Here is a 15,526-nt window from a genome sequence, read left to right as displayed (position 1 = left end):
TTAGAGTGTTGTGTGCGCTTAAATTTCTAATGTTTCAAATTTGAGTTCATGCTGTTCATTTAAGTAAATTTGCACGGGTTTTTTTAGTACATGTGTTGGAATATCATCTGCCACACAATATGTACCTGCAATAGAAACAAGCTCTGCATTTAACACTTGGCAAAAAATACGTGCAGAAGTGTCACCGCTTGCGCCTGCAATCATTCGTCCACTACTTGCACCATAAACGTGAATATTCCCTGATGCAATAATTTCTGCGCCGCTATTCATGCTTGCATTTAAAATTACATCGCCATTATCTTGTACTAGGCACTGACCCGTACGCAACATCTCATTATGATAGGAGGTTGCATGGCTTACAGCGTTTGATTTTTGTTTATGGTCGCTTGTATTTTGAGCATCATCTTCAACTTTTTCAACTCTTTGTTCAGTTGTTGGCTTAATTCGTTGTAAAGGACGGTCGGCTGCTAAAACAGGAAATTGAATCGCACGGGCTTTATCGCCTAAAAGCCCATCAACAACTGCCATGGGCTGTAAATCTAAGCTGACCAAAAGTTGAATCAGTGCAATCAGTTCTTGTTCTACGCTACTGTCTAAAATCACCAATGCACCATGAAAAGCGGTGTCATCTAACATTTGGGTGAGCTGTTGGCGAATAGCATCATGATCATTTGTGTCGAAGGTTAAACGGGAAAAATTAACCATTCTGCCTGTAATGCGTATATCAGCCATAATGCTTCCTTAAAAGGCGCTTGCCCTGTGACTTCAGCTGAAGTCAACGATTATCGAATAAAGTGTAAATGTCATGACACGAATAGCTCGAACATGGCATTAAGCGTAAAATAGAATGTGGCTTAGGGTGGCACAATTTTGCAGAAAAATTCAAGCCAATTTAACGCTTATCTTCTCGAGACTTCGCTAAAATTTGTTGCCACTGTTTCACTTTCACTTGTTTGCGGATCGATTCTAAACTTTCATAAACTGTAGATTCAATAAAAGATTCAAGAGATGGTTGCGCAATGTCCACTTGGCTTAGCTTTAAAGCAATTTGTTGATAAATTACATTCGGTTGTCCTGAATTTTCAGTAGTAAAAGGTTCAAGTAGACCCTGACTAATATTTTCACCAAGCCGCTTACCAATGTTTTTGAGTTGATTTTCAATATGACTACCTACAATTGGAAAGGGGCGTAGCAATTGATGAATTTCTGGTGTATCTGTAACGGCTTGTTGTACCACACGCCCAACATGTTGAACTAAATATTGTTGTTGCTGCTGTAATGCAGTAGCTAAGTTTTCTTGCAAGAGTTCGGCTAATGCTTTGGCAAAAGCATCGCGATGATGATCGACCAAATCATGAATAATTTTTTTGTGGCTCGAACTGGTGTTCAGTTCGTGTCGAATGCCATCAATCACGGTAATGACCACACGATCCGATAATTCTTCCATTAAGACTTGATAATAAAAATAACCTCGTTTTTGCCAAGCGTCCGGAATGACTTGATAACCAATTTCATGTAAACGATAAGCAATAATTCCTGCACGAAATAAACGTAAAAAACGCAACATCGGAATGATGGCTAAAATTTCATACCAATGCACAAAAGGAAAGAAAAACCAACGCTGATGATGGCGCTGTATAATGGCAATCGCCCAGCGAATTAAAAGCTCGGCAATAAGAAAACTGATGAACCAACCTTCAGTTTTATTCACCCATGGGTGTAAATGTTGCTTATAAAATTCAAGCAAGGTAACGATATGCAGGTGTTCAGTCAGCCATGTGGCAAAGTTGCTCATTAACAGGGCATTTGCCCCTAAGCAAAATAAATTAACGACAATTAAAATCATCATTAAAATGTCATACAGCAAATACAGTTTCCAACGCAGCGAATTATGATGCACTTGATTAAACTTATTGGCACGTTTTTCGGCATTTCGACTCATGCAATAGACTCTTGGGTGATAGGCTGAGCAAGACGCGTTTTGATTTGGGTAATTAACTGATCTTTTTCATGCCAAATTTGGCTAAGCCATTGATGGAATTGCACCCGATATTCACGGTCAGTTTCATAGTCGCCTTGTAGTATCCATGTTGGCAATTCTATTTTTCTTAAATGGACTGCAACTCGTGGTACTTCGCCTAGCCAAAAATTGCCATATTTAGGAACACCATCAGGATAAACAATAGTCATATCTACCAATGCGTCAACTTGGTCACCCAAAATATTCAGTGCTAATGCTAATCCACCCGATTTGGGTTTGAGTAAATGCTGATAAGACGATTTTTGTTGTCGATGTTTTTCGGGGGTAAAGCGTGTGCCTTCAACGTAATTAAGCAAAGTAAAAGGCTGACTCAGCAATTGTTCACAGGCTTTACGTGCTTCGGCAATATCCCGATTTTTAAGTTCAGGACGCTTAGCAATTTGTGACTTACTGTGCCGCTTCATCATCGGGAAGCCCAAAATTTTAAAGGCTTGCCCAATAAATGGAATAAAGATAAGTTCCCATTTCGTGAAAAAGCGGGTCAGTGGCATACGACTAACCCCAAAATATTGATTGACGGTGGTATCGACCCAACTTTGATGATTACAGGTTAGAATATAACGGCCCTGTAAGTTTAAATTGAGCTGTTCATCAACCTGAATATCCCATTGGGTTTGTGGTAAAACATGGTCTATCAGCCAATTGTTGATGCTAAGCCAACGGTTAGTCAGTTCAATATTGGTTTGATCGACTTTGGCCGATTTCTTAAAGAGTTTGGTTAAACCCAAAGCGAGTACAGGTGGGCCAAACAATAAAGTACTGCCTGTAACCACTGAAGCAACGGTTAAGCCTGTGCTCACTTTTTTGAAGAGACCTTGTTTTTTATCTGTACTCATTGTGATTCCTCAAACCCGTCTTGCAGAGTAAAGATAACGATGTCAGCGACAAAAATCAAAAAAATTAACGATTAAAATTATCTAAAATGGCATAGATAAATCTGAGAGAAAAATTGAATTTATTATTGCTCAAATGTTAATAAGTCAGCTTTTTTTAACAAAAAACGTATGTTAAGCCAGTTTGATTTATTTCATAATCTAAACATACGATTAAAACATTATAAAGGAGGCATGCAATGCGTGCAGTCGTTATCTCTACACTTACCGCAACAGCTTTAGTTCTTTCAGGCTGTCAAAGCATGGATGGTGGTGCAACCACAGGCGTGCGTCAATACGATAAAGCTGCAATTGGTACTTTAATCGGTGCTGCTGCGGGTTATGGTCTTTCTCGTTCACATGCGAACTCATCTGCACAAAATAACCGTGCTGCTGCAATTGGTGCAATTGTGGGTGCTGCAAGTGGTTTATATCTAGATAACAAAGAGAAAAAATTACGCCAACAAATGGCGGGTACAGGCGTGGAAGTTAACCGTAATGCCGATGGTTCGGTAGGCTTAGTAATGCCGGGTAATATTACTTTTGATACGAACCAATCAAGTATTAAATCAAACTTCTATTCAACGTTAAACAAAGTTGCACAAACTTTAGCTGAAGATAACAAAAGTGCAATTTTAGTGACGGGTTATACCGACAACACGGGTAATGATTCAATCAATATTCCATTGTCACAAGCACGTGCGCAAGCGGTTGCGAACTATTTAAGTGGTCAGGGCGTATCGTCTAGCCGTATTAATGCACAAGGTAATGGTGCATCAAATCCAATTGCGTCTAACAGTACTGCATCTGGTCGTGAACAAAATCGCCGTGTCGAAATTAGCATTTATGAGCGTCAATCTTAATTGTTGCTTGAATGTTGATAAAACCACCTTCGGGTGGTTTTTTATTTTTAAACAATCAAATACAAGATTTGCACGACAAGTCATGGCGCGTGGAATCCTTATTTGTACTTTATTAAAGCAGATGGGGTTAGGAATCTAAAACCAAGGTGTCTATAATCAGGCTCCAATTACCATGAGGATCTGCCATGTCAGCAAGTCAACTCAATGACAAACAATATGAGGCCATGAAATATATTCAAGGACCTTTATTGGTACTTGCAGGCGCAGGTTCAGGTAAAACTTCGGTGATTACGCAAAAAATTGCCTATTTGGTACAGCAATGCGGTATTCCTGCACATCGTATTACTGCAATGACCTTTACCAATAAAGCGGCACGTGAAATGAAAGAGCGTGTTGGGAAGCTATTAAATAAAGAGCAATCTAAAGGTTTATCAGTTTCGACCTTCCATACCTTTGGTTTGAACTTGTTACGCTTAGAACTGAAACATTTACCGCTTAAAAATAACTTTTCAATTTTAGATGCCGACGATTGCAAACGAATTTTGATGGATTTAATGCATCAAGACAATTTGTCGGGTGCAGAAAGTAAAGAGTTAATTGCCAAAGCGATGAAGAAAATTTCAGATTGGAAGAACGATCTGATTATTCCAGAGCAAGCACATTCCACTTGTGAAACTGAAGAGGATGTACGTTTTGCCCATTTGTATCAACTATATGAACGTAATTTACGTGCCTATAACGCGGTCGATTTTGATGATTTAATTGTTTTGCCTACTCGGTTATTACAAGAAAATGCCGAAGTGCGCGACAAATGGCAAAATCGGGTGCGTTATTTATTGGTCGATGAATATCAAGACACCAATACTGCACAGTATATTTTAGTCAAATTATTGGTTGGCGTAATGGGCGGCTTTACTGCCGTGGGCGATGACGACCAATCGATTTATGCATGGCGTGGCGCAAAACCTGAAAATATGGGCCTGTTACAGCAAGATTTTCCAACGTTAAAAGTCATTAAGTTAGAACAAAATTATCGTTCCACCAGTCGTATTTTAAAAGCTGCCAACTGTGTTATTGCCAATAACCCACATATTTTTGATAAAAAATTGTGGAGTGATAAGGGGCATGGCGATGTTATTCGCGTCATTACTTGTCGTAATGATGATGATGAAGCCGAGCGCGTCGTCAAAGATTTAATGACCCATAAGCTGATGAATGGAAAAAGCTGGAAAGATTATGCAGTGCTGTATCGTGGTAATTTTCAGGCACGAGTGTTAGAAACACAGCTTCGCCAACTGCAAATTCCGTATAAGCTTTCGGGTGGTCAGTCCTTTTTCGCCCGCAGCGAAATTAAAGACATTATGAGCTATTTGCGCTTAATTATTAATCCTGAAGATGACAGCGCATTACTGCGGATTATTAATACCCCAAAACGCTCGATTGGCCCTGTTACACTAGAAAAACTTGGTTTATTTGCCCAAGAAAATCATTTGTCTTTGCTTGCGGCTGCAGGCGATCAACGCTTGTCGATGGTGGTGAGCAAAAAAATTAGCTCACAATTGAATGAATTTGCACAATTTATTGCAGATTATACCCGTAATATGTTGGAAGATGATGAGCCAGTGCCAATCATCCGTCAGATGATTACTGAAACAGGCTATATCGACTATATTCGTGAGCAAGCAGCGACGCCTGCCCAAGAAAAGTCGAAGCTTGATAACATTGAAACGCTGTATACCAGTATTCAGAGTTTGATTAATCGTGCTGAAAATGTTGATGAAAAAAATATTGAAAGCGTGATTCGTAAAATGGTTTTGCTTGACTTACTTGAGCAGCAGCAAGAAGAAGACGATGTCGATAAAGTCAATTTGCTGACCTTACATGCAGCCAAAGGCTTAGAGTTTCCATTTGTTTACATTATGGGGCTAGAAGAAGAATTGCTGCCGCATAAAAACTCGATTGCTAGCGATACCATTGAAGAAGAGCGCCGTTTAATGTACGTGGGAATCACTCGAGCGCGTCAAGGTTTGACTTTAACCCTTGCCGAGCAACGTAAAGCCGGTGGGCAAATGAAACAGATGACCCCAAGCCGCTTTTTAGATGAATTACCACAAGATGAACTGGATTGGCTAGGGCGTAAAAAGAAAGCCCAAGCCTCAGTTGATCCGAAAGAACAAGCCAAAGTCTATTTGGAAAATTTACGTGCCATGTTAAAGCACAAACATAAATAAATCTCCTGAAGGAAAACTTATGAAAGTTCAAGTGAAAGTTTTAGATGCACGTTTAGGTCAAGAATGGCCATTACCGACCTATGCAACCTCAGGTTCAGCAGGTTTAGACCTACGGGCGTGTTTAGATGAAGCTATTCAAATTGAGCCGGGTCAAACTGTATTGGTAAAAACAGGCTTAGCGATTTACATTGAAGATGTTAATTTTGCAGGACTTATTTTGCCTCGTTCAGGTTTAGGTCATAAACACGGTATTGTTTTAGGTAACTTGGTTGGTTTAATCGATTCAGATTATCAAGGTGAATTGATGGTTTCGGTGTGGAACCGTAGCCAACAAGCATTTAGCCTAGAGCCGGGTGAGCGCTTGGCACAATATGTTTTAGTGCCTGTGGTACAAGCAGAATTTGAACAGGTGACTGAATTTGCGGCAACTGAACGTGGTGCAGGTGGGTTTGGTCATACAGGCAAGCAATAAAAATTGTAAATTAAGTGAAAAAGGCACAATTTGTGCCTTTTTTTGCATCTAAAAGGTCTGATTCTTACAAAATATAGCGCAGGTCGTATTTACAAAATTTGTGATTGTCCACACAATTTGTTCATGATAAGGCTGAAACAAGTACATGACTGGATTGGACAATACAAATTTTCCCGCACATATTTTTCGTGCTTATGACATTCGGGGCAACTTAAATGATTTTAGCCCAACTGTTGTAGCGGCAATTGCTACAGCTTTGTCACGTTTATATTTAAGTCATCATGTTAAGCAAGTGGTTTTAGGTTATGACGCGCGTTTAACTAGCCCAAGCTATGCTGTAATTTGTGCCACTATATTAGCGCAGCAAGGAATTGAGGTGGTTGAGTTGGGCTGTTGTTCAACCCCAATGATGTATTTTTGTGCCGCGCAAACCGCAGGAAATGGGATTATGATCACAGCAAGTCATAATCCTAAAACTGACAATGGTGTGAAATGGCTCTGCCAAGGTATGCCACCTTCTCCTGAGCAAATACAGGCAGTTGCACGTGACGCGAAACAGGTACCGTCATTCAATACCGATTTAGCACGACCACAAATAACGGATCATGTTCAAACTCATTTCAGTCAGCACTATTTAAATTATTTACAGCAAGATATTCAAATTAAACGACCTTTGCATATTGTAGTCGATGGTTTACATGGTTCGGCAGGGCAATATGCCATTGAAATTCTTACCCGTTTGGGCTGCAAAATGACTGCACTGCGCTGTGAAGCTAATGGAAATTTTCCTGAACATGCACCAGATCCATCGCAAGATATGCATCTAAACACGTTACAGCAACAGGTACTTTCCACGCAGGCCGATCTCGGTTTTGCTTTAGATGGTGATGGAGACCGTGTGGTGATGGTAGATGAAACAGGACAAATCATTCGTGCCGATCGTTTATTGTGTTTGTTCGCTCAAATGTGTTTGCAGCAACAGCCTGAGCATGAAATTGTCTTTGATGTGAAATGTTCAAGTCAGGTGCGTGAGTGGGTGGAACAGCATCATGGTATTGCCACCATGATTCGTACAGGCAGCACTTTTTTGCGTCAATACATTGCTCAATCAAAAAAAGCAATTTTTGGCGGTGAATATGCTGGGCATTATGTGTTTAATGACGGGCGTGGGCGTGGCTATGATGATGGCCTATATGCAGCGTTACGCGTGATTGAATTTGTTTCTGAACAATCGCAGTCTTTTTCGGCATTTATGCAGCAAATTCCGCAGCGCTATTCAACACAAGACTGTTATATTTCGACCCATCACTATCCATCACGTGCCTTATTAAGCTTGATTGAGCAAAATTGCCAACATTTGCAAGCGAGCTTAAGCAAAATTGATGGGATTCGACTTGATTTTAAAGATGGCTTTGGCATTATTCGCGCATCGAATACGGGTGAATATCTAACGGTTCGTTTTGATGCCGATACGCCCGCACGTTTAGCGCAAATTCGCCAAGACTTTGCACAAATTTTTACTTTACAATATCCAGAGATTGCCACAGAAATTCGTCAGGCACACTAAGGAGAGGCACATGCCATTTCAACACCAAGGTTTAGATAAAGCACAAGTTCTCACAGAAGCGTTGCCCTATATTCAACGCTTTTCGGGTAAAACATTGGTGGTTAAATATGGTGGAAATGCCATGACTGATCCTGAGCTTGAAAGCTCATTTGCACGCGATATTGTTTTGCTTAAAACAGTGGGCTTAAACCCGATTGTAGTGCATGGCGGGGGGCCACAGGTCGACTCATTACTTAAACGCCTTGGTCAAGAATCTGACCGTATTGATGGCATGCGTGTGACTGACCAAGCAACCATGGAAGTGGTTGAAATGGTGCTAGGTGGTAGCGTGAATAAATCGATTGTCAATCTGATTAACCAACATGGTGGTCGTGCTATTGGTTTAACTGGTAAAGATGGTAATTTATTGCGTGCGCGTAAATTGTTGATGGAAAAGCAAAGTGAAACGGGTGAAGTCCAGCACATTGATTTAGGCATGGTGGGCGAAGTGGTTGGGGTAAAAACCGACGTACTTGAAATGTTTACCCAAGGCGACTTTATTCCTGTCATTGCACCTTTAGGTGTAGATGAAGAGGGCAATACTTATAATATTAATGCTGATTTAGTGGCAGGCAAAGTCGCTGAAGCTTTAGGTGCAGAAAAACTGATTTTACTGACCAATATTTCAGGTGTATTGGATGAAAACAAACAGCTTTTAACGGGTTTAAGCACCCAAGAAGTTGATCGTTTGATTGAAACAGGCGTGATTTATGGTGGAATGATTCCAAAAGTCAGTTGCGCGTTAGATGCAGTCAAAGGTGGTGTGGTCAGCGCACATATTGTTGATGGTCGTGTGCCACATGCCACCTTACTTGAAATCTTTACCGACCACGGTGTCGGAACGCTCATTACCAACCGCAATAAGCACGCGCATTAAGAAAAAATCAACACGCTTGCTTCATGTAAGCGTGTTTTAAGTCTGATTGGTTGTGGTAAAGATATTTTTCTCTCTATTATCTTTTTTTCTGCTAAAGACAGTGGAAAAAGCCATTTGCCTCTGATTTAGAGATCGATTACATTCAATCTTCGTTTAAATCCTTCATCAAAAGAAGTATCACCAATGTGCCAATTGCTTGGAATGAACTGTGCAACACCCACCGATATTACCTTCTCTTTTCGAGGGTTCTCACAGCGTGCAGGTGTTACATCAGACCACTGTGATGGCTTTGGAATTGCTTTTTTTGAAGATAAATCATGTCGTTTATTTGTCGATAATCAATCGGCAATTGAGTCACCTTTGGCTGATTTTGTTCGTAATTATCCAATCAAATCACGTAATGTCATTGCCCATATTCGTAAAGCGACACAAGGTAAAATTACCTTAGAGAACTCACATCCTTTTGTGCGTGAATTGTGGGGTCGACATTGGGTATTTGCGCATAATGGCGATTTGCATGGTTTTACGCCTGAATTGACCGGACAATTTACCCCTGTGGGTAATACCGACAGTGAATATGCATTTTGTTATTTACTTGACCAATTGGTAAAGCATTTTGGTTATAAAGCACCGTCTATTTTAGAAATTGCTCAAGTGCTTGAAAAAATTGCGCCAAGCATTGCAGAGCATGGCACTTTTAATTTTTGTTTATCCAATGGTCAGGCTTTATTTAGTTATGCCACCACCAAATTGCATTGGCTAGTTCGTGGTTATCCATTTAAACCTGCACAATTAATAGACTTAGATGTTGAAGTGGATTTTAGTGTCGTCACAACACCACATGACCGAGTTGCAGTCATTACGACTGAGCCATTGACGCAAAATGAAGTGTGGACAGCCTTTAAGCCTGGGCAATTGATTGTATTTCAAGATGGTCAAGATGTTTATCAAGCTCAGACTGAAGTTGAGCGTTTAAAACGAGAAGCACTTGATCCTTCCTTACGCCGTGTTACCCAAGCTGATATTTATTAAATTATAAAATCAATAGGGCGCTATAGGCGCTCTTTTTTATTTAATATTTTAAACAAGTGGTCAAAAAAATTAAGGGTTGGTTAAAAAATACTTGACTCTTTTAGTTGTGTTAAAATAATTTATTATTATTTATTAGTGTCTTATGTATTTTTGATCTAATCCCGACTAGCCCGCTTGATTTTTTGTTGCTGATGACTCGTATATGATTTGCTTTAACTTATGGGGGAATGATTCAGCAATGAAATTGAATTGGCGTGCAGAATACAATACTGGAATTGATGTCATCGATGATCAACATAAACGGATTTTAGATTATATTAATGCGATTGAAGATGTACGTTTAACGCACGATAAAATTAAAATTAAAGAAGTTTTAGATAATATTATTGATTATACCCAGTCCCATTTTACCTTTGAAGAAAGTTTACAAGAAGAAGCTGGGTATAAATATCGTGTACCACACAAACGTGTACATGACTTGTTTATTAAGAAAATTGAAAGCTATCGTGACCAATTTTTAATGGGACACCATATTGAAGAAGAATTACATCAGGTCTTGACCAAATGGTTAATTAACCATATTCATCATGATGATGCAGATTATGTCGGCGCTGTAAAAGACAATATGCAAGGCATTATTCGAGAAAATGAAAAGAAAAAAGGCAAGAATTGGTTTGCACGTTTTTTCTCATAATAAAAGATAACAACAAGAAAAAAGAATAACGATATATTTGCGCTCAAAATCATTGCCTAGGCAATGATTCTTTTTTTTGACTAAACTTTGATTTTCACGAGTGACAAAGGCAAAATAGCGCATCATTCTTAAGCTTCGGATACAGGACAGACCTATGTCACGATGGTTGTCGCCGCTGATGGCGTTTTGTTTATCTTTTATGTTGGTGGTGACGCTTGCACCAAGCTTAAATATTCAGTTTGATCGCCAACTGAATTTTTGGGCATTATGGCTGTTGAGTTTACTCGTGCTTGCCTTGCCGCTTGGCTATTTAGAAATTGCTTTGGTACGCCGTGCGAAGACAACAGCATTAAATGCGATGATGAGCCTGACACGTGATGCCGATGCTTCACCACGTTGGCGTTTGGTCGGTTGGCTTGCTGTTGGCTTCATGCCATTTTTAGCAGGTGCAATTTTAGCGAATGCTGAGCATACAGTGAGCAGTAATGGTATAACTCTGGGTCTAGACGCGATTGCGGTTGCTATTTTTGCGGTGCTTAGCATTGTCGGCTCTTTTATTCCACGTATGTGGCTGACTGTGGTGTTGTTGCTTGGTGTTGTTGCCTCTTTAATCTTAAGTCACCTCTTTCCATTACAGCTACATGAATGGCATGTTACGCCGCTTTCATTTAATGAGTGGGGCAATGCAACGGTATTGGCACTTGTTGCAAGTGGTTTAGGTATTGGGGTTTATTCACAAAGTAGTTTGTCTGAACTAAAACAAGCAGAAGGTATTTCTGCAATTCAATTGCCAATTTGGATTGCACAATTATTGGCAGTTGTGGCATTTGGATTCTTTGCGGTACAAAGTCAGATTCCTGCACTTGGTGTTTTAGTCAGTGCAATTGCTGCTGCGGCATTATTATTACAGCTTGCGCGTGAACAGTTACAGCAGCGTCAAGTCGTAATCACAGTACAATGGCTTATTTTGTTACTGCCTTTGCTCATTTGGGCAACACCTGCAATGCTGAATTTGTTTAATCTTATGCTCATGTTATGGGGTTTAAGTATTTGCTTGATTTATGCGGTGTTTGTTGGTTGGATCATGAAAATTAGTCATTTGCGTAAAGCATTGAGCTTCTCGAATGAAGCAATTTACAATATATGGCGTATAGCGATTCGGATTGTATTGCCTATCGCTATTCTTACTGCAATGGTTGCCATTGTGATGGGGCAGCTTTAATGCAGCAATATGTATGGGTCGCCTATGCAACGCAACAGCAGCAATTTCATTTAAAAGTTGCATTTCAAACGGGGATGACTGCCGCAGATGCAATTGCCCAAAGTGGTTTAAGCCAACAAACCCAATTGCCTGAACCTTTGAGTTTGGGCATTTGGGGGGTGAAAATTGAAAGTGCTGAACAGGTATTAAACGTCGGCGATCGGGTGGAGATTTATTTACCTCTTATCATTAATCCAAAGGATATTCGGCGTAATCGCGCAGAAAAAAATCCAGTCGGACGTTATCAAAGCAGTCATCGCTTAAAACGATCAATCTGATAAAAATAATCCCAATCATTTGATTGGGATTATCATTGTTGTCTGTTTTAAGATGCGCTTATAATGACGGTGCAGTCAAAATGGCATCTTTTGAAGGTGGTAAACCTGGTTGAGCATTTGGAATGCTATCTAAGCCTTCAATTTTGGTCACAACACCTGTACTATCGAAATAGATTCTTAAATGCTGTCCGTGTGCCGCAGGAATTTTTGCCTTTTTGGCATAAGTTCCTGGAATGTAGTTGTAGATATAATCCCAACGTTCAGGATTCACAGGATCTGCAATGGTTGGGCTGCCAAGTAAAAAACGCACTTGTTGGTAATTCATACCAGTTTGTACTTGTGAAGCTTGTGCTTTGGTTAAAGGCGTCCCTTGAGGGATATCGATTTTATATACACAACCTGCGAGCAAGGTACTGACGAGTAAGCTCGTCAACATTATTTTTTGCATTTTGCTACACTATCCAAATCAATTATGATGCATTTAATCTAGGCATAGATCATACTGCATCTAAACTCTGTTGCATATTCCAATTTAAAAATTGTTGAGAGACTTTTTAATGCCAATTTCAAACCAAGATTTACGTAAAGCTGGACTTAAAGTAACCCTTCCAAGAATTAAAATATTGGAACTACTTGAAAACTCAAAACAGCATCACTTGAGTGCTGAAGATATTTATAAAACATTACTCGATCAAGGTGAAGATGTCGGTTTAGCGACTGTATACCGTGTATTAACACAATTTGAAGCAGCAGGCATTATTCAACGTCATCATTTTGAAAACAACCATTCAGTTTTTGAGATCATGCAAGAAGATCATCATGATCATCTTGTTTGTCAAAACTGTAACAAAGTGATTGAATTTACAAATGATATTATTGAGCAAGAGCAACATCAAGTGGCTGAAAAATTTGGTTTTGCTTTAACTGGGCATGCTTTAAATTTATATGGCTATTGTGCTGAACAAGAATGTCAGGATGCATTTCGTAAGAAATAAGTCTACATAAAATAACAATAAAAAGGCGTTTTTTAAAACGCCTTTTTATTTATTCAAAAGTTCAATCTCTTTCAATGGATCTGCGCTTATTATTCGCTATCAATGGTCATGTGTGGGCGTACCTCATTGGATTCTTCACCACCTCCAGATAACTTGATTTTAAGACGCAAGTCATTTGGTGAATCTGCATGGCGTAAAGCGTCTTTATAACTAATTTGTCCAGATTGATGTAAATCAAATAACGCTTGGTCAAAGGTTTGCATGCCCAATTCGCGCGAGCGTGTCATTAGGGCTTTAAGTTCGGTAATTTCACCTTTGCGAATCAAGTCTGATGCGAGTGGGCTATTAATTAAAATTTCAATCGCTGCGCGGCGAGATTTACCGTCAGGCGTTGGAACAAGTTGCTGTGCCACAATACCACGTAAATTTAGGGATAAATCCATGTGGATTTGATCATGGCGTTCATTTTCAAAAAAGTGGACAATTCGTTCAACCGCTTGGTTGGCATTGTTGGCATGCAATGTTGCTAAAACCAAATGTCCTGTTTCGGCAAAGGCAATTGCATAGTCCATCACTTCTTTGGTGCGAATTTCACCAATTAAGATGACATCGGGTGCTTGGCGTAAGGTGTTTTTGAGTGCAACCTCAAAGGAATCGGTATCAATTCCGACCTCACGTTGGGTAATAATACACCCTGCATGTTGATGAATAAACTCAATGGGGTCTTCAATGGTAATAATATGACCACGAGAAGTATGGTTACGATGGCTAAGTAATGCGGCTAAAGAGGTCGATTTACCTGTTCCTGTTGCACCGACAAAAATGAGAATTCCACGTTTAGACATCACCAAATCTTTGAGTACTTGGGGAAGTCTTAGCTCATCTGCTGTGGGAATTTTATGTTCAATACGACGCAGTACCATACCTGGTAAGTCGCGTTGATAAAATGCACTTACACGAAAACGTTTGTCTTGTTCACGGTTGGTAATCGCAAAGTTACATTCACGTGTTTGTTGGAATTCTTCACGCTGTTTATCATTCATAATTGAATGAATCAGGTGTTGAATAATTTCACCTGTCAATTTACTACTTGAAACAGGAAGAAGCTCTCCATTCATTTTCATTGAAGGCTCAACGCCCGCAGTAATAAACAAATCTGAGGCTTTTTTCTCACTCATTAAATTGAGTAAATCATTAAAATCCATTGCCATTTTGACTTGCCTCTAATTAGAACGCTTCAGGGGTTTTTGCTGCAGTACGTGCAACTTCTGCTGAAATCGTGCCTTTAGAAACTAAATTTTTCAGGCTTTGGTCGAGTGTAATCATGCCTTGAGCTGCACCTGTTTGAATCGCTGAATACATTTGAGCAATTTTGTTTTCACGAATCAGGTTACGAATAGCGGGCACACCGAGCATGATTTCATGGGCTGCAACACGGCCACCACCATTTTTCTTGAGCAGGGTTTGTGAAATAACCGCCTGTAATGATTCTGATAACATGGCACGTACCATGTCTTTTTCTTCGGCAGGGAATACATCCACCACACGGTCAATGGTTTTTGCGGCAGATGTGGTATGTAGTGTACCAAAAACTAAGTGACCCGTTTCAGCCGCAGTCAGTGCTAAGCGAATGGTTTCTAAGTCACGCATCTCACCCACCAAAATAATATCGGGGTCTTCACGCAAAGCAGAGCGGAGTGCTTCATTAAAGCCATGAGTGTCACGATGCACTTCACGCTGATTAATCAAGCATTTTTTAGATTGATGCACAAATTCAATTGGGTCTTCAACGGTTAAGATATGGTCATAACGATTATCGTTGATATAGTCGAGCATCGCAGCAAGGGTAGTGGATTTACCCGAACCTGTTGGGCCAGTCACTAAAACGATACCGCGTGGGAAATCACAAATCTGTTTAAAAATATTGCCGAGACCCAAATCTTCCATGCTTAAAATTTTTGAAGGAATGGTACGAAAAACAGCACCTGCACCACGATTTTGATTAAATGCATTGACACGAAACCGCGCTAAATTAGGGACTTCAAATGAAAAATCGGTTTCTAATTTTTCTTCATAATCACGACGTTGTTTATCATTCATAATTTCATAAATGAGTCGGTGGACTTCTTTATGTTCAAGCGCAGGTAAATTAATTCTGCGGACTTCACCATCAATACGAATCATTGGTGGCAGACCTGCGGATAAATGTAAGTCTGATGCCCCATTTTTAGCCGAAAAGGCCAATAGTTCTGTAATATCCATTGTTTCCCCAAGTACATGCATTCATGTCGTTATTTTTGTAAA

The 15,526-nt window shown here is 39.8% G+C and carries 16 protein-coding genes; 10 read left to right on the top strand and 6 right to left on the bottom strand.

Features of this window, described 5'->3' with window-relative positions; all coding sequences use genetic code 11:
• Nucleotides 1–18 precede the first annotated feature (18 nt).
• The 3 genes from minC to FXN70_RS09985 all read right to left on the bottom strand — a co-directional run bounded on the left by minC (nt 19) and on the right by FXN70_RS09985 (nt 2,877).
• A complete protein-coding gene (gene minC, locus FXN70_RS09995; RefSeq protein ID WP_324647313.1) occupies nt 19–732 on the bottom strand; it encodes a septum site-determining protein MinC in 714 nt (237 codons plus the stop codon).
• A 160-nt stretch (nt 733–892) separates the two neighbouring features.
• Nucleotides 893–1,942 (bottom strand): preprotein translocase subunit SecA, encoded by a 1,050-nt coding sequence (locus tag FXN70_RS09990; protein WP_324647312.1) that lies wholly within the window; start codon nt 1,940–1,942, stop codon nt 893–895.
• Nucleotides 1,939–2,877 carry an acyltransferase gene (locus tag FXN70_RS09985; protein ID WP_324647311.1) on the bottom strand — a complete coding sequence of 313 codons (939 nt, stop codon included), beginning with the start codon at nt 2,875–2,877 and terminating at the stop codon, nt 1,939–1,941. Before FXN70_RS09985 ends, FXN70_RS09990 begins: the two co-directional genes overlap by 4 nt.
• Nucleotides 2,878–3,113: 236 nt before the next feature.
• Between FXN70_RS09985 and FXN70_RS09980 the strand changes: the two genes are divergently transcribed.
• The 9 genes from FXN70_RS09980 (at nt 3,114) to FXN70_RS09940 (ending at nt 12,227) form a co-directional block, all read left to right on the top strand.
• Nucleotides 3,114–3,776 (top strand): OmpA family protein, encoded by a 663-nt coding sequence (locus FXN70_RS09980; protein WP_324647310.1) that lies wholly within the window; start codon nt 3,114–3,116, stop codon nt 3,774–3,776.
• Nucleotides 3,777–3,961: 185 nt separating this feature from the next.
• Nucleotides 3,962–6,007 (top strand): UvrD-helicase domain-containing protein, encoded by a 2,046-nt coding sequence (locus FXN70_RS09975; protein ID WP_324647309.1) that lies wholly within the window; start codon nt 3,962–3,964, stop codon nt 6,005–6,007.
• 19 nt (nt 6,008–6,026) lie between these two features.
• Nucleotides 6,027–6,479 carry a dUTP diphosphatase gene (dut, locus tag FXN70_RS09970; RefSeq protein ID WP_324647308.1) on the top strand — a complete coding sequence of 151 codons (453 nt, stop codon included), beginning with the start codon at nt 6,027–6,029 and terminating at the stop codon, nt 6,477–6,479.
• A 145-nt stretch (nt 6,480–6,624) separates the two neighbouring features.
• On the top strand, nt 6,625–8,046 hold the full coding sequence (locus tag FXN70_RS09965) for a phosphomannomutase/phosphoglucomutase (RefSeq protein ID WP_324647307.1): 1,422 nt from the start codon (nt 6,625–6,627) through the stop codon (nt 8,044–8,046).
• A 10-nt stretch (nt 8,047–8,056) separates the two neighbouring features.
• Complete coding sequence (argB, locus tag FXN70_RS09960) at nt 8,057–8,962, top strand: acetylglutamate kinase (protein ID WP_324647306.1); 906 nt, start codon at nt 8,057–8,059, stop codon at nt 8,960–8,962.
• A gap of 183 nt (nt 8,963–9,145) precedes the next feature.
• On the top strand, nt 9,146–9,994 hold the full coding sequence (locus tag FXN70_RS09955; RefSeq protein ID WP_324647305.1) for a class II glutamine amidotransferase: 849 nt from the start codon (nt 9,146–9,148) through the stop codon (nt 9,992–9,994).
• Nucleotides 9,995–10,232: 238 nt separating this feature from the next.
• Nucleotides 10,233–10,688 (top strand): bacteriohemerythrin, encoded by a 456-nt coding sequence (locus tag FXN70_RS09950; protein WP_324647304.1) that lies wholly within the window; start codon nt 10,233–10,235, stop codon nt 10,686–10,688.
• 139 nt (nt 10,689–10,827) lie between these two features.
• The gene (locus FXN70_RS09945) at nt 10,828–11,910 is read left to right on the top strand and encodes a hypothetical protein (protein WP_324647367.1); all 1,083 of its coding nucleotides are present in this window, start codon (nt 10,828–10,830) and stop codon (nt 11,908–11,910) included.
• Nucleotides 11,910–12,227, top strand: a complete 318-nt coding sequence (locus FXN70_RS09940; RefSeq protein ID WP_324647303.1) for an RnfH family protein — start codon at nt 11,910–11,912, stop codon at nt 12,225–12,227. Before FXN70_RS09945 ends, FXN70_RS09940 begins: the two co-directional genes overlap by 1 nt.
• Nucleotides 12,228–12,285: 58 nt before the next feature.
• Here the strand turns inward: FXN70_RS09940 and FXN70_RS09935 are convergent, their stop codons facing one another.
• Nucleotides 12,286–12,675, bottom strand: coding sequence for an outer membrane protein assembly factor BamE (locus FXN70_RS09935; protein WP_324647302.1), 390 nt, complete (start codon nt 12,673–12,675; stop codon nt 12,286–12,288).
• 109 nt (nt 12,676–12,784) lie between these two features.
• On the opposite strand from FXN70_RS09935, the gene fur reads away from it, so the two are divergent.
• Nucleotides 12,785–13,222, top strand: coding sequence for a ferric iron uptake transcriptional regulator (gene fur / locus FXN70_RS09930; protein ID WP_324647301.1), 438 nt, complete (start codon nt 12,785–12,787; stop codon nt 13,220–13,222).
• Between the two features lie 89 nt (nt 13,223–13,311).
• On the opposite strand, the gene FXN70_RS09925 is transcribed toward fur, so the two are convergent.
• Nucleotides 13,312–14,427 (bottom strand): PilT/PilU family type 4a pilus ATPase, encoded by a 1,116-nt coding sequence (locus FXN70_RS09925; protein ID WP_324647366.1) that lies wholly within the window; start codon nt 14,425–14,427, stop codon nt 13,312–13,314.
• A 22-nt stretch (nt 14,428–14,449) separates the two neighbouring features.
• Complete coding sequence (locus FXN70_RS09920) at nt 14,450–15,484, bottom strand: type IV pilus twitching motility protein PilT (RefSeq protein ID WP_324647300.1); 1,035 nt, start codon at nt 15,482–15,484, stop codon at nt 14,450–14,452.
• Nucleotides 15,485–15,526 lie beyond the last annotated feature (42 nt).

The organism is Acinetobacter sp. MD2 (genome assembly GCF_035615575.1).
Taxonomy (GTDB): domain Bacteria; phylum Pseudomonadota; class Gammaproteobacteria; order Pseudomonadales; family Moraxellaceae; genus Acinetobacter.
The sequence above is the reverse complement of the archived record's forward strand: the minus strand, read 5'-3'. Positions and strand labels throughout refer to the sequence as shown.